Origin of the sequence: Streptomyces sp. NPDC093795, assembly GCF_044764665.1 — a bacterium.
In the GTDB taxonomy this organism is placed as follows: domain Bacteria; phylum Actinomycetota; class Actinomycetes; order Streptomycetales; family Streptomycetaceae; genus Streptomyces.
Genome location: NZ_JBIWIO010000002.1, coordinates 112425 through 129135, shown reverse-complemented (window position 1 = coordinate 129135; position 16711 = coordinate 112425). Strand labels below are relative to the sequence as shown.

The window sequence follows — 16711 nt, the reverse complement described above, 5'->3', positions numbered from 1 at the left end:
CGCACCCCCGGACGGCCCGCCCGATCCGCCCGATCAGCCTATTTTCCGAAGATCGGAGCGAGGATAAGCCAGGCGGCCCCCTCCGCCACGGCGTCCGCCCCCGCCTCCCTGTCCACGTCCCCGTCGCCGCCCGCGCCCCTCTCCGCCACCGCGTCCTCGCCCACCTCCGCCGCGACGCCCACCGGCGCCGTCAGGCCCAGCCCCGCCAGGACCTCCCGTACCCCGTCCGCGAACACCCCCGGCGCCGCGAGCACCACCCGCCCGCCCAGGAGGACCTGGTCGATGTCGAGGAGCCGTACGAGATTCGCGGCGCCCGCGCCGAGGATGCGCGCCGCCTCGGCGAGGTCGCCGCGCCCGACCGCCGCCAGGCACAGGACCTCCAGGCAGCCGCGCCCGCCGCAGTCGCACGGGGGCCCGTCGAGCTGCACGGTCTGGTGGCCCATTTCGCCCGCCCCCGTCCTGTCCCCGCGCATCACCGCCCCGCCGAGGACCAGGCCCGCGCCCAGACCCGTACCGAGGTGGACGTACGCGAAGGAGCCGGGGGCGGCGGGCCGGAGCGCGAGGCCGAGGGCGGCGGCGTTGGTGTCCTTGTCGAGGACGACGGGCAGCCCGAGCCGCCGGGCCAGCTCCTCGCGTACGGGGACGCCGTCCCACTCCGGGAAGCCCGTCACCCGTCCCGGCACCCCCGCGCGGTGGTCCAGGGGCCCGGGCATGGCGACCCCGACACCGAGCACGGGACGGGCGCCGAACGCGCCGGGCACATCGGGCACGTCGGGCACGTCGGGCACGCCGAACGCATCGGACACCCCGGCCCCGCCGGGCACTCCGGCCAGCAAGCCCCGTACCTCCCCCGTCACCGCCTCCAAAACCGGCCCCGCCCCCTCCCCCAGGTCCAGGGCCCGGCGGCGACGGGACACCACCGCGCCCGCGAGGTCGGTGAGGAGCGTCGTCAGCTCGTCGCGGTCGAGGTGGACGCCGACGGCGTACCCGGCGGAGGCGACGAGCCGCAGCACCGTGCGGGGCTTGCCGCCGGTCGAGGCACGGTGGCCGGCCTCCGCCACGAGGCCCTCCGCCCGGAGCCTGGCGGTGATCTTGCTGACGGCCTGCGGGGTGAGCCCGGTCCGCTCGGCCAGCTCAAGGCGACTGATCCCCGGCTCCCCCGCCGTACGCAGCAGGTCGAGCACGAGCGCCGCGTTGTGGCTGCGCAGTGCCGGCACGTTCACTCCACCCAGGTCCGTCTTCACCTCCCCATTGTCGCGGCCGCTTGCACTTTGGCAACACCGTTGCTTAAGTGGACGGCATGACTGGCACGGACAGGACCGGCACAGACACGACCGGCACGACAGGCACCGCACCCCGCACCCCCCTCCGCGTCGGACTCGTCGGCTACGGCCTCGCGGGCTCCGTCTTCCACGCCCCGCTGATCTCCGCCTCCGAGGACCTCGTCCTCGCCGCCGTCACCACCGGCAACCCCGAGCGGGCCGCAGACGCCCGCGCCGCCCACCCCGGCGTCCGGGTCGTCGCCACCCCCGAGGAGCTGTGGGAGGGAGGGGCGGGCGAGCTCGACCTGATCGTCGTCGCCTCCCCCAACAAGACGCACGTCGCGCTCGCGTCCGCCGCCCTCAAGGCCGGCCTCCCCGTCGTCGTCGACAAGCCGCTGGCCGGGACCGCCGCCGAGGCCCGCGAACTCGCCGCCCTCGCCGAGGAGCAGGGCCTGCTGCTCTCCGTCTTCCAGAACCGCCGCTGGGACAACGACTTCCGAACGCTCCGCCACCTCCTCGCCGAGGACGCGCTCGGCGAGGTCCAGCGCTTCGAGTCCCGCTTCGAGCGGTGGCGCCCGCTCCCCAAGGGCGGCTGGCGCGAGTCAGGCGCGGCCGAGGAGATCGGCGGGCTCCTGTACGACCTCGGCAGCCACGTCGTCGACCAGGCACTCGTCCTCTTCGGCCCGGTGGTGTCGGTGTACGCCGAGTCGGACGTGCGCCGGCCGGGCGCCGAGGCCGACGACGACACGTTCCTCGCACTCACCCACGCGAACGGCGTCCGCTCCCACCTGTACGCGAGCGCCACCACCGCCCAGCTCGGCCCCCGCTTCCGGGTGCTCGGGCAGCGCGCCGGCTTCGTGAAGTACGGGCTCGACCCTCAGGAGGCGGACCTGCGCGAGGGGCTGCGGCCCGTACCGGGCTCGGCGTGGGGCGAGGAACCGGAAGCGCTGTGGGGCCGGCTCGGCTCCGGCGAGTCGCCGCTGACCGGCGGCGGCACCCCGGTCGAGTCGCTGCCGGGCGACTACCCGGCGTACTACGCGGCCGTCGCCGCCGCCCTGCGCGGCACCGGCGAGAACCCGGTGACGGCGTACGAGGCCGCCGCCGCGCTCGACGTCCTGGAGGCGGCGAAGCGCTCGGCCCGCGAGGGCGTCACGGTGAGGATCGACGCATGAGCGAGGACGGGCTTACGAGCGAGGCCAGCCGTACGAATAAGGCCGGGCGCACGAGCGAGACCGGCCGTACGAACGAGACCGGTCGCACGGACGCGGACGAGGCCGGGCGTACGAACGAGGTCGAGGCCCTGGAAGCCCACGAGGCCCGGCTCGTCCTCCCCCGGTTCACGTACGAGGACGCCTGGACGCTCGGCACCCTGCTCGTCGGCATGGCCCGGGAGCGCGAGGCGCCCGTCGCGATCGACATCCGGCGCGGGCCGCAGCAGCTCTTCCACTGCGCGCTGCCGGGCTCCAGCGCGGACAACGACGCCTGGATCGACCGCAAGCGACGGGTCGTCGAGCGGTACGGCGTGAGCTCGTTCCTGGTGGGCGCCCGGTTCCGTGCCAAGGGCACGACCTTCGAGGCGTCCTCGCGCCTCGACCCCGACCGGTACGCCGCGCATGGCGGTTCGTTCCCGGTCGCGGTCGAGGGCGTCGGCGTGATCGGCTCGGTGACGGTCTCGGGCCTGCCGCAGGCCGAGGACCACGCCCTCGTCGTCGAGGCGCTGGAACGACTCCTCGGCTCGTACGGCTCCGCCGCCGCCTGAGGGATGTACGAGGGCGGCGCCCCACGCGGGGAGCCGCCACTTCGCCGACAGACGTCCTCCTGGGGTCAGGCGCTTTTCAGTTCCTGCCGCTGCCGGCCGAGGCCGTCGACCTCCAGCTCGACGACGTCACCGGGCCGCAGGTACGGCTTGGGCTCCGGCTGCCCCATGGCGACGCCCGCCGGGGTGCCGGTGTTGATGATGTCGCCCGGGTAGAGCGTCATGAACCGGCTGACGTACCGGACGACCTCCGCGACCGGGAAGATCTGGTCGGAGGTGTTGCCGTCCTGCTTCAGCTCGCCGTTGACCCAGAGCCGGAGGCCGAGGGCCCCCGGGTCGGGCACCTCGTCGGCGGTCACGAGCCAGGGGCCGAGCGGGTTGAAGGTCTCGCAGTTCTTGCCCTTGTCCCAGGTACCGCCGCGCTCGATCTGGAACTCGCGCTCGGAGACGTCGTGGGCGACGGCGTACCCGGCGACGTGCGCGAGGGCCTGCTCGTCGGTCTCCAGGTAGCGGGCGGTGCGCCCGATGACGATGGCGAGCTCCACCTCCCAGTCGGTCTTCACCGAGCCGCGCGGTACGAGCACGGTGTCGTCCGGGCCGACGACGGTGTCGGCGGCCTTGAGGAAGACGACGGGCTCGGCCGGGGTGGCCTGGCCGGTCTCGGCGGCGTGGCCGTGGTAGTTCAGCCCGATGCACACGACTTTGCCGATCCGGGCGACGGGCGGGCCGACGCGCAGGCCGGTGGCGTCGAGCGCGGGCAGCACACCGGCGCCGGCGGCGGCCCGTACGCGGTCGAGGGCGGAGGCGTCGGCGAGCAGACTGCCGTCGATGTCGTCGACAAGGGCGGACAGGTCGCGGAGCGTCCCGTCCTGGTCGAGCAGGGCGGGACGCTCGGCTCCGGGCGGGCCGACACGCAGCAGCTTCATGGACTTCTCCCTGTGGTCGAGGCGGGCCCGGGAAGGACCCTGAGGTACCCCGGCCGATGGAGTGCGGCCATCGGAGGATTGGTCGATCCTCCAAGAGAACGGGTCACTCTGCAAGACCCCGTTCACGCAGTGGACCCTTACGCGCGAGTAGCAACAGCCTTGGCGCGGCCCTTCTCCTCGCGCTCCCGGAAGAGGAAGGCGCGTTCGGCGGCGGCCCAGGTGGTGCTGGTGACCACGTAGAGGGCGGCGGCGAGCGGGATGACGGCGACGGTGATCAGGGTGGCGAAGGACAGCAGCGGCATGACCTTGGTGATGGCACCGGCGCCGGGCGTGGGCTGCCCCAGGTCGAGGGGCTGGGCGGCGAGCTGCCGCTTGGTGCTGCGGTACGTGAACGTGGCCACGGCGGCGACGAGCGCGAAGAGCGCGAGGTAGACCGCCCCGGCGGGGCCGAAGACGCCGCCGCCGCCGAGGGCGTCGGCCCAGCGCTCACCGAGCGGGGCGGCAAAGAGGGCGTGCCCGGCCATCCGGTCACCGGCGAACAGGTGGTACATGAGCAGGAACGCGGGCGCCTGGCAGAGGGCGGGCAGGATGCCGGCGAAGGGCGAGACCTTCTCCCGCGTGTGCAGCTCGGTGACCGCCTTCCTGAGCCGCTCGGGGTTCTTGGCGTGCTTCTTGCGGAGCGCGGCGAGCTGAGGCGCGATCCGGGTACGGGCCTTCTGGCCCCGGGCCGAGGCCCGGGACAGCGGGTGGATCGCGAGCCGTACGAGCAGGGTGAAGAGGACGATCGCGGCGGCGGTCGCGGCGGTGGCGAAGAGCGGCTGGAGCAGGTCGGCGAGCCACTCGACCAGGGAAGCGAAGACGGACAGGACGTCGGACAGGAAGTCGGACAAGGGGAACCCTCCGTGGGGTCTCGTCGTGCCGGGGAGATGTCGGGTCTCGGCATGACGGATCCGCGTGTGAGGGCTTGTCCGGTGTGGTGTGCGGGGGCTCCCTACGCGGCCGTCGGGAGGGGACGGCCGGGAGCGCGGGGTCTGCGCCGGCCTGCGGCGTCGGGGTCGCGCTGGGGCAGGAAGGCGGTGCGCCGCTCGCGGTCACGGATGGCCGTACGAACGGCGGTGGGCGGTACGGCAGGGGCCGTACGGGCTCCGAAGAGGGCGCAGACGACGGTGGTCGCGGCGAGGGCGACGGCGGAGGTGACGCCACCGCCGTCGGAGAGGAGCAGGTCGGCGAGGGCGAGCAGGAAGAACAGCGGCGCGACGACGTGCAGCACCAGGGCCCTGATGGTCATCCCGTCACCTCCCCCACTGCTCGCGTCGCACGATCTCTCACCGGGATGACGCGCGGCACCCCTCAGGAGTTCCCGTCCGGCGAGGGGAGTTGGGGTGACATGTGCAGGGGTACGAGGAGGCGCCGGGGGCCGAGGAGTGCGCGGCTGACCGGATCGCCGGGTTCCGGGTCGAGTCCGGCGCCGGGGCGCATCTCGACGTCGGCGGGCGGTACGGGGAGGAGGCAGGCGGGGCATTCGCCGTACGGGCCGAGTTCGGTGCCGCAGTCGGCGTGGTGGAAGTGGCGTACCGGTACGGCTCCGGGGTCCTCGGCCCGGCCCCAGGCGCCGAGCGAGCGCAGCACGGGCCAGAGGGCGAGGCCGCGCGCGGTGAGCACGTACTCGTCGCGCGGGGGCGACTCCTGGTAGCGCCGCCGGTCGAGGACGCCGGCGTCGACGAGGGCCTGGAGGCGGGAGGCGAGGACGGCCCGGGGGGCGCCGAGGTGAGCGAGGAAGTCGTTGTAGCGGCGGACGCCGTAGAAGGCGTCGCGGACGACGAGGAGGGTCCAGCGCTCTCCGACGACTTCGAGGGCGCGGGCGATGGAGCACTGCTGGTGGGCGTAGTCCTTGCCGAGAGCCATGGAATCCAGCGTACCCGCTCAAGGTTCATTGACTGAACTCACCTGCTACGGTGAGCCCCCGTACTGTCTGAGTTCAGTGACCGAACCAACTGGTGGAGGTCCCCGCCGTGCCCCAGCTCACGCCGTCCGCCACCCCACCCCCCACTCCTCCGTCCACTCCTCCCACCACCCCTCCCACCGCCTCTCCCCCCGCCCCGCCCCGAGGCTCCCGCCCGGGGGCGACCCTCGCCGTCACCGCCGCAGCCACCGCCGTCGCGCTGATGAACTACACGGCGCCGATGGTCACCCTCCCCGACATGGTCGCCGCCTTCGCGACCCCGGCCTCCGCCCAGGCCTGGCTCCTCAACGGCACCCCGCTCGGCCTCGCCGTCCTCCTCCTGGTGGCCGGCAGCCTCGCGGACGCGCACGGGCGCCGCCGGGTCTTCCTCCTCGGCACCCTCGCCCTCGGCGTCACCACCGCCCTCGGCGCCCTCGCGGGCTCCACGCTCACCTTCACGCTGGCCCGGGTCGCCCAGGGCGCGGCGAGCGCGGCGGTCCTCGCGGGCAGCCTGGGCCTCCTCGCCCAGGCGTACCCGGCGGGCCGGGACCGGATCAGGGCCACCGGGATCTGGGGCGCCTCCGTCAGCGGCGGCATCGCCCTCGGACCCCTGCTCGCGGGCGCCCTGAGCCTGGCGGACTGGCGGCTCGCGTACGGGGCCCTGGGGGCGGCGGCACTGGTGACGGCGGCGGCGGGGGCGCGGACACTGCGGGCGGCGGAACCGACGAAGAGGAAGGAGACGACAGCGGAGGGCCCGGGACCCGACACAGGCACAGGCACAGGCACAGGCAAGAAGGCACCCCCCACGACCAGGAGGACCCCCCGCCCCGACATCGCGGGCGCGACGGCCCTCGGTCTGGCCCTGGCGGCGCTGCTCACGGCGCTCACGCTCGGCCGGGACGGCTGGCTGCGCCCCCAGGTGGGCGTCCTGCTGGCGGCCTCGGCCGCCCTGATCGCCCTCTTCGTGGCGGTCGAGCGCCGGAGCCGTACGCCCATGGTGGATCTGGCCCTGCTGCGGCGGCCCGCGTTCCTGGCGTCGACGCTGGGGGCGCTGTTCACGGGCCTGGCGGTGATCGGCCTGTTCAGCGTGGTGCCCGCGCTGGTCCAGGGCGGGTCAGGGATGTCTCCGCTGGGGGCGGCCTGGCTGTTCGCGCTCTGGTCGGGCACGGCGTTCGTGGTGGCGCTCCAGGCGCGTCGCCTCCCGGCCCGGTTCTCGGCCCCGTACCAGCTGACTCTGGGGTTCGTCCTCTCGGCGGCGGGGGTCCTGGCCCTGCTCGGCACCCTTGAGGGCCCGGCCGGCTCCTGGCCCCGCCTGCTCATCGGCCTCGTGGTGGCGGGCGCGGGCAGCGGCCTCCTGAACGCGGCGCTGCCCCGGCTCGCGGTCGACTCGGTACCGCCGGAGCGGGCGGCGATGGGCTCGGGCGCCAACAACACCGCGCGCTACATCGGCTCCTCGGCGGGCGTGGCCCTGTCACTGGCCCTGGCGACGACGGGACCGGACACGGCGGTCCTGGCCTCGGCGGGCCTGGCCCTGACGGGCGCCGTGCTCACGCTCGTACTGGGAAGGAATCACCGGACCGCCGAGACGAGCTTGGCCCAGACGACGAGCCGGTAGGCGCTGCTGAACTCGGGGGTACAGGTGGTGAGGGTGAGATAGGCGCCGGGGGCGTCGTACCCGTACGAGGGCTTGACGAGGGAGCGGGGCACGGCCCGGATGACCCCGATGTCACGGGGAGCGGTACGGGAGAGGATCTGGTCGACGCGGTAGGTGTACGTGGCGTCCCGGGTCCGCACGGAGATCTCGTCGCCCTTCGCCAGCCGGTTGAGGTACCGGAAGGGCTCGCCGTGGGTGTTCCGGTGCCCGGCGAGGGCGAAGTTCCCGTCGCGGCCGGGGGAGGCGGTACCGGGGTAGTGCCCGACGTACCCCCTGTCGAGGACGGACCGCTTGGAGACGCCGTGGGCGACGGGGGCGGTGAGGCCGATCCGGGGGATACGGAGGACGGCGAAGGCGGCGGAGGGCGTGCTGGGCGCGCGGGAACGCCCGGGGTCGGGCAGGCCGCCGGACGCGGCGGAACCGCCGACGGAAGGCACGGAGGAGGGCTGACCAAGGGAACCGGCGGAGGCCTCAACGGACGGGTCGACGGACGACGGGCCGGACGACGAAACGGCCGCCGGGTCGGACGACGGGCCGGATGACGGAACAACGGGGACGGGGGGAGAGATGTCCCACTCCCGCTCAAGGGCACTCACCTGTTGACGGGCCTCGGCGCGGGCCTGCTGGTTGGTCCACCAGAGCTGGTGGACGACGAGAAGCAGCAGGACGACACCACAGGTGACGACGGTCTCGGCAGCCACCCACAACACACGGGCGCCCGGGCGGCGCCGCCCTCGCGACTGGACGACGACCGGTATCCGCTGCCCCGCTCTGGCCCGCACGCGGGGCACGATAAGCGCTGGGGCGCCAACTCTCCAGGCCCGTACAGCAGTACGGTGGAGCGCATGCGCCCCGACACGCCTGCCGCCCACACCACCGAAGCCGAGCGCCTGCTGCGCACCGCCGGGCAGTACCCGGAGGACCGGGAGCCCCTGCTTCTCCAAGCCGCGGCCCACCTGGAACTGGCGGGCGACCGCCCGGCCGCATCGGCCCTCTACGACTCCCTCCTGTCCCCCGCGCCGGCGAACCCGCATCTGATCAGGGCGCTGAAGGCGGCGAACCTGTGGGAGTACGGCCACGAGGCCGAGGCACGGGCGATCATCGACGGCCTCCGGAGCGCGCGGCCGTCGGACGCGGCGCCGTGGGAGATCGCGGCGGAGACGCTGGAGGCCCACGACGAACTGGAGGCGGCGGAGTCGACGCTGACGGAGGCGGCGACCCTGCTGATCACCTCTGAGGAGCTCCCCCACGCGACCCAGTCGCTCCTGATCACCCGCCACCGGGTCCGCAGGATGCTGGCGCTGCCGCACGACGACTGGGACGTGACCGCCGACCGGCTGCACGGCGGGGCGGTCCCCCTGGACGAACTCCACGACCCGAAGCGCCTGTGGTCCCTCGGCTCCTCGGACCCGGCGGAGCTCCAGGCGGAGATCACCCGCCTCCGCTCGGAACTGGGCACCTACCGCACGGCCCTCTCCCGCCCGTTCCCGGTGGCGGTCCTCCACTGGCCGGAACCGGAACTGGACGAGCTGCTGGCGGCGTACCCGGAACTGGAAGCCGAGTACCCCACGTACCGGGCCCACCTGACAGACATCGAAGCCTCCCTCCGCGAACTCGCCCAGGCAGGCACCCCGAACCTGGGCATCGTCCCCGCCACGGTCCCCTCCTACGAAGCCTTCGCCGCCTCAGAATCCACCAAGCCGTCAAACGCGGACCTCCTCCCCCAGTACGCGACGACGTTGGCGGCCCGGGGGCGGGCTACGGCGTGGCCGCCGGCCCGTACCTCCCCCTGCTGGTGCGGGTCGGGGCGGACGTACGGGGAGTGCCACGGGGCGGAGTGATCAGCTCTCCGGGCTGGCGGCTCATCGAGACTCTGTCGGTGGCACCTGATACCAATGGTGCGGTTGATCAGGGGAGGGGAAAACGATGAGCGAACTGTCGGACTCCGGCGGGCCAGTTTCGGGTCTCTACGAACAGCTGATGACGCTACGACTCGAAGCCCAGCTCAAGGCGCTTGCGGATCGTGGTTGGCATGCGATCGACGATGTTGTCGGCCCCAAGTCTTCCCCCCGCGTTCTCGCGAAGCATGTGGCCGACACAGTGCGTCACATCCTGGAGGGGCTGCCCGCAGAGGAACACGTGCACGCGGCCAACCACATCCTCGAATCGATGAACACCATCGAGGGCGCCCGAGAGTGGGTGGAGCTCGTAGCCGACGGTCCACGCCAGCTCCTTGCGATCGCGGAGCAGGAGGCCGAGGGCGTCTACCGGATCCGCCCTGCGACTCCGCTGGCGGAGACCGCGCTCCTCACCAATGCACCCGAAGACCCCAGCCTGGGATTCGAGCTGCGGGCAGAACTAGCCACAGCGGACCGGGTCGATCTGCTCTGCGCCTTCGTGAAATGGCACGGTCTGCGGGTCATAGAGCAGTCACTCGAAGCAGCTCATGCGCGGGGCGTACCCATCCGCGTCATCACGACGACCTACATCGGAGCGACAGAGCGGCAGGCGCTCGACCGTCTCGTCCAGCGGTTCAATGCCGAGGTCAAGGTCAATTACGAGCTCCGCTCGACACGACTGCACGCCAAGGCCTGGCTCTTCCGTCGACACAGCGGCTACGACACCGCGTACGTCGGTAGCTCCAACCTGTCGAAGGCCGCTCTCCTCGACGGGCTGGAATGGAACGTTCGCCTGTCATCCGTCGCGACGCCGGACGTCATCCGCAAGTTCGAGGCGACCTTCGACTCATATTGGAATGACCCCGCCTTCGAAACGTACGACCCCGATCGCGACGCCGAACGACTCAGCGAAGCCCTCCTGGTCGCAGGCCAAGGCAAGAGCGCAGCGACAGAGCAGCGGATCACGCTGTCCGGTCTGGAAGTACGGCCGTACCCACACCAGCGGGACATGCTGGAGCGCCTCCAGGTGGAACGCGAAGTCCACGACCGACACCGCAACCTGCTTGTGGCCGCGACCGGCACGGGAAAGACCGTCATGGCTGCGCTGGACTACAAGCGCCTTCGGCAGGAGCACGGTCGCGACCTACGCTTGCTGTTCGTCGCTCACCGGCAGGAAATTCTGCGTCAGTCGCTGCGCACGTACCAGGACGTACTCGTGGACGCCAACTTCGGAGAAGAGCTGCACAGCGGGCTCTCACCTGACAATTGGCAGCACGTCTTCGCGAGCGTGCAGTCTCTGAAGGGAGAGAAGCTGGAGCGGCTGTCCCCCGACCACTTTGACGTCATCGTCATCGATGAGTTCCACCACGGAGTCTCCTCGACCTACCGGAAGATCATCGAACACTTCCGTCCTCTGGAGTTCCTCGGACTCACCGCAACCCCCGAGCGTATGGACGGCCGCAACGTTCAGGACGAGTTCTTCGACGGGCGCATCGCGGCAGAGATGCGACTGTGGGAAGCGCTGGAGAACGACCTGCTGAGTCCGTTCCACTACTTCGGGATCAGCGATACCACCGACATGAGCGCCGTCGAATGGAAACGCGGCGCTTACGATGCATCGGCGCTCAGCAACCTGTTGACTGGCAACGACGCCAGGGCACGGCTCGTCGTTCAAGCCGTGGTGGAGAAGGTGGCAAACCCCGGCACCATGCGCGCGCTCGGCTTCTGCGTCTCCGTTGCTCATGCCGTCTTCATGGCCGAATTCTTCCGACGCGCCGGTCTCCGTGCTCTTGCCCTGTCTGGCGAGACTCCGCAGGCAGAGCGAAAGGCGGCGCTGGCTGCTCTTCGCGCCGGCGAGATCCAAGTGATTTTCTCGGTTGATCTCTTCAACGAAGGCCTGGACATCCCCGATGTCGACACCCTCCTCCTGCTGCGCCCGACTTCCAGCGCGACGGTCTTCCTTCAGCAGTTGGGCCGCGGGCTCCGCCGCACGGAAAACAAAGCAGTCCTCACCGTGCTGGACTTCATCGGCCAGCACCGGAAGGAGTTCCGCTTCGAAGAGCAGTTCCGCGCCCTCACCAATCTGACGCGCAACCGCCTCCTTGCCAACATCGAGCATGACTTCCCCCAGTTGCCGTCCGGCTGCCAGATCATCCTTGAGTCGAAGGCCAAGGAACTGATCATCGAGAACATCCGTAGCCAGATCAGCGTCAACGTCACGCAGCTCGCGCGCGAGGTAGCTCGGTACGGCGAGCTCCAGCTCGCGGAATACCTCACCGAAAGCGGCCGAGAACTCAAGGAGATCTACCGTGGCGGCAACTCCTGGACTGGCCTCCTTCGCCGGTCAGGCTTGCTCGCCAGCGGCGGCGGGCCCGAAGGCGAGGAGGCGCTCCTGAAGCGCGTTTCCGCCTTCCTTCACGTCGACGACCCTCGACGGGTCGCGGTGTACACAAAGCTCCTGGCGGACGACGCGCCTCTCTACAACGAACTCAACGAGCTCGAGCGCTCGTACGCCCGCATGCTCTACTTCTCGCTCTGGCCCTTGGGAGGTGGCTTCTCCGAGTACCAGGAGGCGCTGGACTCGCTACGTCCGCAGCATGCCTTCCGCGACGAACTCCGCCAGGTCTTGGCCTACGCCCTTGACCGAACCGATCACGTCCCGGTCCCGCTCCTGGGGGCGCTCGCCGACCTCCCCCTGACGGTCCACGCCTCCTACAGCCGGGAAGAGATCCTCCCTGCCCTAGGACAGTCGTTCATCGGCGGCTTCATGCCCGGCCACTTCCGCGAAGGGGTCAAGTGGTGTGAGGACATCCAGACGGACGCGCTGCTGATCACGCTGGAGAAGGACGAGAAGGACTTCTCCCCGCAGACCCGCTACCGGGACTACGCGCTGAACGACCGTCTCTTCCACTGGGAGTCCCAGAACCAGACGTCGGAGACGTCCCCCACGGGCGTCCGCTACCAGACCCACAAGGAGAACGGCTCCCACGTCCTCCTCTTCGTCCGCCGCTACAAGAAGACGGACGTCGGCGGGCCCCAGCCCTGGATGCTCTTGGGGCCGGCCGAGTACGTCGACCACAAGGGCAGCAAGCCCATGGGGATCACCTGGAACCTGAAACATGAGATCCCGGCCGACGTGTGGACTTACTCGGCCATCGCAACCGGGTAGTCGAGTCCCACATTCCTCATTAGCGAATCACTGCTCTTCGCCCAGCGCCTGAAGGCGCTGGGCGAAGCTCGCTTGCAGGCTTTCGAGTATGGCCTTTTGAAGAAAGTTCGGCTGCTCAGCCGAGGTAGGGGTAGGTACCGGCGAGGTAGTCGCCGATCTGCTGGCGCATGCTGGCGTGGATGTCGTACTCGTCGAGGTCGGCGGGCTGGACGAAGCCGACGCCGTCGGCCTCGTCGTTAATCGTGGGCTCGCCGCCGACGGGGCGGCCGATGTACGTGTTCTCGTACTGCTGGCGGATCTCGCCGTCGGTGTACGCAACGATGTGGTGAGGGTTGGTGTAGACGCCGAGGAAGCCGGTGATCTCGGCGACGATCCCCGTCTCCTCCAGACATTCGCGCACCGCGCACTCGGCCGCCGTCTCGCCGATGTCCTGGGCTCCGCCCGGCAGTGCCCACTGGCCGGTGTCGCGGCGGCGCTGGAGCAGGATCGCGCCGCTGTCGTCGACGACCAGCAGGTTGCTGGCCGGGATGAGGGTGTTGGCCTTTGGAGCGTCGGGGTTGTTGAAGTACTCAGTCCTACCCATGCGCCACGGTCCCTCCCGATCGGGTGTCCAGCGCCGGGCGCCGGCCCGGTAGTGTCGCCCGCTTGCTGGCTCAGTCACCGTCAGCTTCTCAGGGTCCGCGGCCTCCCAGGTGTCGCCCCCGCCCCACACATGCCGCAGAACGTATATGGAGCCCCCGCGGACGTCGGTCACGATGGCCTTCCTGTTGGTGGCCTCGTCGCGTACCTGGTCGCCCACCCAGGGCTTTCCGTCCTTCACGCTTCCTCTTCCTTCAGCTCTGCCCAGACCTGCTTGCCCCACCGGTACAGCTCGGTGCCCCACTCCTCCGTAAGCGTGTCGACCAGGACCAGGCCCCTTCCCCGGAGTTGGTCACCATGGGAGTCCGCCCTCAGGGTCGGGAGGGTCCTGGAGCGGTCGACCACGCCCACGCGGATCCCGTTCGGGGAAGGCCGGGAGACGATCACTCGGATCGACGGGAGTCGACTGTGATCGACCGCGTTGGAGACCAACTCAGTGATGACGAGTGTGGCGTCCTCACTCAACGAATCCAGGCCCCAGATCCTCAGAGCCGTTCGGACCAGCCGACGAGCGACTCCCGCGCTTCGCGCCTCGCGCGGGAGGGTCTGCGAGTAGGCGGGGTGGCCTGTGGCACGAGACGTGACAGCCGCAACTCCGAGGGGAGGGGGCGCGGGCCACTCCGGTACGCGTCTGTCCTCATCGCCACGGCGCTCTGCGGCAACCGACTTGAGACGTGGAGGGAGGGGAGTCGGTGCCGTAGACGGCAAGACCGTGGCCGCTAGGCCCTCCTCATCACCCGCGTGGCTGAAAGTCACCAGTTGCCCTCCCGTCGTTGTCGGTTGGTGGTTTCGTGTCCTCTCAGCGAACCGTGATTCGCGAGGGGCGGGTATCCCCGTTCGGGCCCCGATGCCGTCAAACCCGTCAAAGATTGTTCTCGTGTGAACAGGGGCGCAGCATGGCGCGCAGGAACGATGAACTGGCCGCAGTAATCGCAGAGACAGGCTGGTCGCAGCCCGTCGTGGCTGCCGCAGTGGTACGCGTCGCGGCAGAGGCCGGTGTCGACGAACTGCTCACCGTCACGCGCTCACACATCGCCATGTGGGTCGCCGGGACCCAGCCCCGGGGCCGGGCAGCCGACATCCTGCGGGAAACTCTGTCGCGACGGTTGGGGCGTCCCCTCACACTCGCGGAGATCGGTCTCGCGAGAGATGCCTCGGATACCGTCACCAGGTCGGAGTGGGACACCGACACGCTGACGGCTCTGGTCGACATGGGGAGAAACAGCATGGACCGCGAACGTCGCCGACTCCTCACCGGCGCCGCCGTGTACTCCGTGGGCGGACTGGTCCTACCGAGGGATCCGTGGTGGGACGAAGCCCCACAGCGGGCGCGCTCCCGCGCGGTCGGTCCGGACCGCAGAGTGGGAGAGACGGAGGTGCGGGCCGTTCGTGAGATGACCGAGTTCTTCGCCCGCCGCGATCAACGGCACGGAGGTGTCGACGGTCGGACCGCCCTCTACCAGTACATCGTCGATGATGTCGCCAGGTACGTCAGCGGAGTCTTCAGCAGCGAGAACGCACGTCGGGCCCTGTACTCGGCGGCAGCCGAGGCTGTGTACGTGGCCGGCTGGATGAGTTTTGACGCCTCCCAGCACGAGCCCGCACGACGCTACTTCACCCTCGCGCTCAAGCTGGCCGCCGAAGCCGACGACGCCCCGCTTGCCGGGCACATCCTGCGAGCGATGGCCCATCAGGCCATAGATCTGGGGCACACGAGGGCAGCTCTAGACCTCGCCAGCGCCTCCGTGGAGCGGAAGAGGTACGACCTCGCGACACCTCGCGAACGAGCCCTGATCGGTGTTGTACGCGCGCGTACTCTGGCCGTAGACGGCCAGCGAAGCAACGCCATCGCCGCCATCCACCGGGCCGAGAACGACCTCGCTGGAGCGGCGCCGAGCGACGACGAGCCCCAGCGGGTCTGGTTCTTCCAAGAGGCGTCTCTCGCACACGAAACGGCCCGGACCCTGTGGGCTTTGGGCGATCTGGACGGGGCCCTGCGCCACTTCCGTGCCAGCGTTCAGCACCGTAGAACTGACTCCTTCAATCGAACCCATGCCGTCACGCTCGGGTACATGGGCACAGTCCAGGCTGGACAAGGCAGCATTGACGCCGCCTGCCAGACCTGGGCCCGAGCGCTGGATGCCATGGACGGTGTCCAGTCCGGAAGGACCCGCGAGGCAGCCCGCACCATGCGCGCGGTCCTGTCCCCGTTCCGCAACCGCGGAATCCCCTCCGTATCCGAGGTGGACGAACGAGCCCGGTCCGTACTCCTACGAGTAACCTGACGGCGCCGAAGTCGTCGTGTCCACGCTCAAGTGGCGCTGCCTGGAAGGAAGAAGGGCAACCGTGGCTGCACAGTTCATCGAGGTGCCGGTCATCGCCGATGTGGTCGGAGGGCACACCGGACGCCTCGACGACTTCAAGGGTGGCGTGGAGTCGATCATTCGTCTGCGGCCGGAATACCCCGTGGAGACCCTGCAAGGCATCGAGCAGTTCTCCCACCTCCAGGTCACCTGGTTCTTCAACTTCGGCTCCCCCGACGATGTCGCGCTTCACGCGCGCAGCCCCCGCGACAATCCCGCCTGGCCGGCGACGGGCACCTTCGTCCACCACAACCACCGCCGCCCGGCTCGCCTCGCCACGTCTTTTCCAAGGCTGCTCAAGGTCGAAGGCCGCGACCTGCACGTCACGGACCTCGACGCTGACGCCGGCACTCAGATCGTGGATCTTGTTGCGGTCTTCCAAGAGATGCTCCCCCGCGGTCCTGTCACTCAGCCGACGTGGCCTGGCGAAATGCTTGAGGACTACTGGCGAGACGCTTCCGAACGCTGAAGCGAGCGAGCGGCTTTACTTCGCGCGGATACGGTCTTCCCACCCACCCTGGCCCCCCGAGGAAGCAGACGTGACGCAGCAGAACACGGAGGGGCGACCGGGCATCGCCGCGGCCGTCGTCGTGAGTGAGGGGCGTGTGCTCATGGTGCGTCGCAGGGTCAGTGAGGGGCAGCTGTCCTGGCAGTTCCATAGTTGCGCCGCTTCAGGCACTTCGGGGGAAGTCAGGATGGTCGCTGTACGGCGACGCGAGGTCGAGCAGGTCGTCGCATGGCCAGAGGTCTCCGTCGAACTGGCAGTCATCGCGGTCGTCCCACGGTAGTTCCGGGTCGCCTACGGCCGGACTGAGGGCGTGGCGGGCCAGGATGCGTCGCTTGGCCTCGACCTCACGCAGAACGCGGGCCGGGTCGTGCAGAGCCACATGCAAGGCAATCGTGGGGTGGAAACCCGCGAGCTCTACCTGACAGAAGTCGACCGTGTGCCCGTGGGCAGACCACCGCCCGCATCCGTCACCGTCGCAGCGTCGGGCCAAGGCGGCCTCTTCGTCCAGCCGCGCCTTCACGAACTGCACCAGGTCTTCGCTCATGTGGACATCCTCGCGCGCGTGCCTGGGGCTTCATCGCCTGATTTCTATCG

Annotated in this window: 16 protein-coding genes and 1 pseudogene; 8 read left to right on the top strand and 9 right to left on the bottom strand. The window is 70.3% G+C overall.

Annotated elements, in window-relative coordinates; translation table 11 throughout:
- Positions 1-38 precede the first annotated feature (38 nt).
- Positions 39-1244, bottom strand: coding sequence for an ROK family protein (locus ACIRB7_RS05640; protein WP_403592806.1), 1206 nt, complete (start codon positions 1242-1244; stop codon positions 39-41).
- A 56-nt stretch (positions 1245-1300) separates the two neighbouring features.
- Between ACIRB7_RS05640 and ACIRB7_RS05635 the strand changes: the two genes are divergently transcribed.
- A complete protein-coding gene (locus ACIRB7_RS05635) occupies positions 1301-2434 on the top strand; it encodes a Gfo/Idh/MocA family oxidoreductase (RefSeq protein WP_403592803.1) in 1134 nt (377 codons plus the stop codon).
- On the top strand, positions 2431-3021 hold the full coding sequence (locus tag ACIRB7_RS05630; protein ID WP_403592801.1) for a heme-degrading domain-containing protein: 591 nt from the start codon (positions 2431-2433) through the stop codon (positions 3019-3021). Before ACIRB7_RS05635 ends, ACIRB7_RS05630 begins: the two co-directional genes overlap by 4 nt.
- A gap of 65 nt (positions 3022-3086) precedes the next feature.
- On the opposite strand, the gene ACIRB7_RS05625 is transcribed toward ACIRB7_RS05630, so the two are convergent.
- The 4 genes from ACIRB7_RS05625 to ACIRB7_RS05610 form a co-directional block, all read right to left on the bottom strand.
- Positions 3087-3944 carry a fumarylacetoacetate hydrolase family protein gene (locus ACIRB7_RS05625; RefSeq protein WP_403592798.1) on the bottom strand — a complete coding sequence of 286 codons (858 nt, stop codon included), beginning with the start codon at positions 3942-3944 and terminating at the stop codon, positions 3087-3089.
- A gap of 137 nt (positions 3945-4081) precedes the next feature.
- Positions 4082-4822 carry a YidC/Oxa1 family membrane protein insertase gene (locus ACIRB7_RS05620; protein WP_403594336.1) on the bottom strand — a complete coding sequence of 247 codons (741 nt, stop codon included), beginning with the start codon at positions 4820-4822 and terminating at the stop codon, positions 4082-4084.
- A 113-nt stretch (positions 4823-4935) separates the two neighbouring features.
- Positions 4936-5232, bottom strand: a complete 297-nt coding sequence (locus ACIRB7_RS05615) for a DUF6412 domain-containing protein (protein WP_403592795.1) — start codon at positions 5230-5232, stop codon at positions 4936-4938.
- 62 nt (positions 5233-5294) lie between these two features.
- Entirely contained in the window at positions 5295-5849 is a 555-nt protein-coding gene (locus ACIRB7_RS05610; protein ID WP_403592792.1) for a winged helix-turn-helix transcriptional regulator, read from the bottom strand.
- A gap of 107 nt (positions 5850-5956) precedes the next feature.
- Between ACIRB7_RS05610 and ACIRB7_RS05605 the strand changes: the two genes are divergently transcribed.
- A complete protein-coding gene (locus ACIRB7_RS05605; RefSeq protein ID WP_403592790.1) occupies positions 5957-7501 on the top strand; it encodes an MFS transporter in 1545 nt (514 codons plus the stop codon).
- On the opposite strand, the gene ACIRB7_RS05600 is transcribed toward ACIRB7_RS05605, so the two are convergent.
- A complete protein-coding gene (locus tag ACIRB7_RS05600; protein ID WP_403592787.1) occupies positions 7456-8322 on the bottom strand; it encodes a class E sortase in 867 nt (288 codons plus the stop codon). The genes ACIRB7_RS05605 and ACIRB7_RS05600 overlap by 46 nt on opposite strands.
- A gap of 63 nt (positions 8323-8385) precedes the next feature.
- Here ACIRB7_RS05600 and ACIRB7_RS05595 point away from each other — a divergent pair, with 63 nt between their 5' ends.
- Positions 8386-9381 carry an SEC-C metal-binding domain-containing protein gene (locus ACIRB7_RS05595; RefSeq protein ID WP_403592784.1) on the top strand — a complete coding sequence of 332 codons (996 nt, stop codon included), beginning with the start codon at positions 8386-8388 and terminating at the stop codon, positions 9379-9381.
- A gap of 85 nt (positions 9382-9466) precedes the next feature.
- Complete coding sequence (locus tag ACIRB7_RS05590; RefSeq protein ID WP_403592781.1) at positions 9467-12607, top strand: DUF3427 domain-containing protein; 3141 nt, start codon at positions 9467-9469, stop codon at positions 12605-12607.
- Positions 12608-12722: 115 nt separating this feature from the next.
- On the opposite strand, the gene ACIRB7_RS05585 is transcribed toward ACIRB7_RS05590, so the two are convergent.
- On the bottom strand, positions 12723-13190 hold the full coding sequence (locus ACIRB7_RS05585; protein WP_403592779.1) for an NUDIX hydrolase: 468 nt from the start codon (positions 13188-13190) through the stop codon (positions 12723-12725).
- A gap of 233 nt (positions 13191-13423) precedes the next feature.
- Entirely contained in the window at positions 13424-14002 is a 579-nt protein-coding gene (locus ACIRB7_RS05580; protein ID WP_403592776.1) for an ATP-binding protein, read from the bottom strand.
- A gap of 140 nt (positions 14003-14142) precedes the next feature.
- Between ACIRB7_RS05580 and ACIRB7_RS05575 the strand changes: the two genes are divergently transcribed.
- From ACIRB7_RS05575 to ACIRB7_RS05565, 3 genes and pseudogenes are all read left to right on the top strand, one after another.
- Entirely contained in the window at positions 14143-15531 is a 1389-nt protein-coding gene (locus tag ACIRB7_RS05575) for a Tat pathway signal protein (protein WP_403592774.1), read from the top strand.
- Between the two features lie 61 nt (positions 15532-15592).
- Positions 15593-16078 (top strand): TrmO family methyltransferase, encoded by a 486-nt coding sequence (locus ACIRB7_RS05570; RefSeq protein WP_403592771.1) that lies wholly within the window; start codon positions 15593-15595, stop codon positions 16076-16078.
- 70 nt (positions 16079-16148) lie between these two features.
- Positions 16149-16337: pseudogene (locus tag ACIRB7_RS05565) on the top strand (NUDIX hydrolase); the annotation flags it as partial.
- On the opposite strand, the gene ACIRB7_RS05560 reads toward ACIRB7_RS05565, so the two are convergent.
- On the bottom strand, positions 16281-16661 hold the full coding sequence (locus ACIRB7_RS05560) for a DUF6221 family protein (RefSeq protein WP_403592768.1): 381 nt from the start codon (positions 16659-16661) through the stop codon (positions 16281-16283). The pseudogene ACIRB7_RS05565 and the gene ACIRB7_RS05560 sit on opposite strands and share 57 nt — an antisense overlap.
- Positions 16662-16711 lie beyond the last annotated feature (50 nt).

What these genes read in the sequence shown, in the direction of transcription:
- ACIRB7_RS05590 (WP_403592781.1), top strand. Translation starts at nt 9,467, where the DNA reads ATGAGCGAACTGTCGGACTCCGGCGGGCCAGTTTCGGGTCTCTACGAA.
- ACIRB7_RS05595 (WP_403592784.1), top strand. Translation starts at nt 8,386, where the DNA reads ATGCGCCCCGACACGCCTGCCGCCCACACCACCGAAGCCGAGCGCCTG.
- ACIRB7_RS05635 (WP_403592803.1), top strand. Translation starts at nt 1,301, where the DNA reads ATGACTGGCACGGACAGGACCGGCACAGACACGACCGGCACGACAGGC.
- ACIRB7_RS05560 (WP_403592768.1), bottom strand. Translation starts at nt 16,661, where the DNA reads ATGAGCGAAGACCTGGTGCAGTTCGTGAAGGCGCGGCTGGACGAAGAG.
- ACIRB7_RS05575 (WP_403592774.1), top strand. Translation starts at nt 14,143, where the DNA reads ATGGCGCGCAGGAACGATGAACTGGCCGCAGTAATCGCAGAGACAGGC.
- ACIRB7_RS05625 (WP_403592798.1), bottom strand. Translation starts at nt 3,944, where the DNA reads ATGAAGCTGCTGCGTGTCGGCCCGCCCGGAGCCGAGCGTCCCGCCCTG.
- ACIRB7_RS05585 (WP_403592779.1), bottom strand. Translation starts at nt 13,190, where the DNA reads ATGGGTAGGACTGAGTACTTCAACAACCCCGACGCTCCAAAGGCCAAC.
- ACIRB7_RS05610 (WP_403592792.1), bottom strand. Translation starts at nt 5,849, where the DNA reads ATGGCTCTCGGCAAGGACTACGCCCACCAGCAGTGCTCCATCGCCCGC.
- ACIRB7_RS05630 (WP_403592801.1), top strand. Translation starts at nt 2,431, where the DNA reads ATGAGCGAGGACGGGCTTACGAGCGAGGCCAGCCGTACGAATAAGGCC.
- ACIRB7_RS05615 (WP_403592795.1), bottom strand. Translation starts at nt 5,232, where the DNA reads ATGACCATCAGGGCCCTGGTGCTGCACGTCGTCGCGCCGCTGTTCTTC.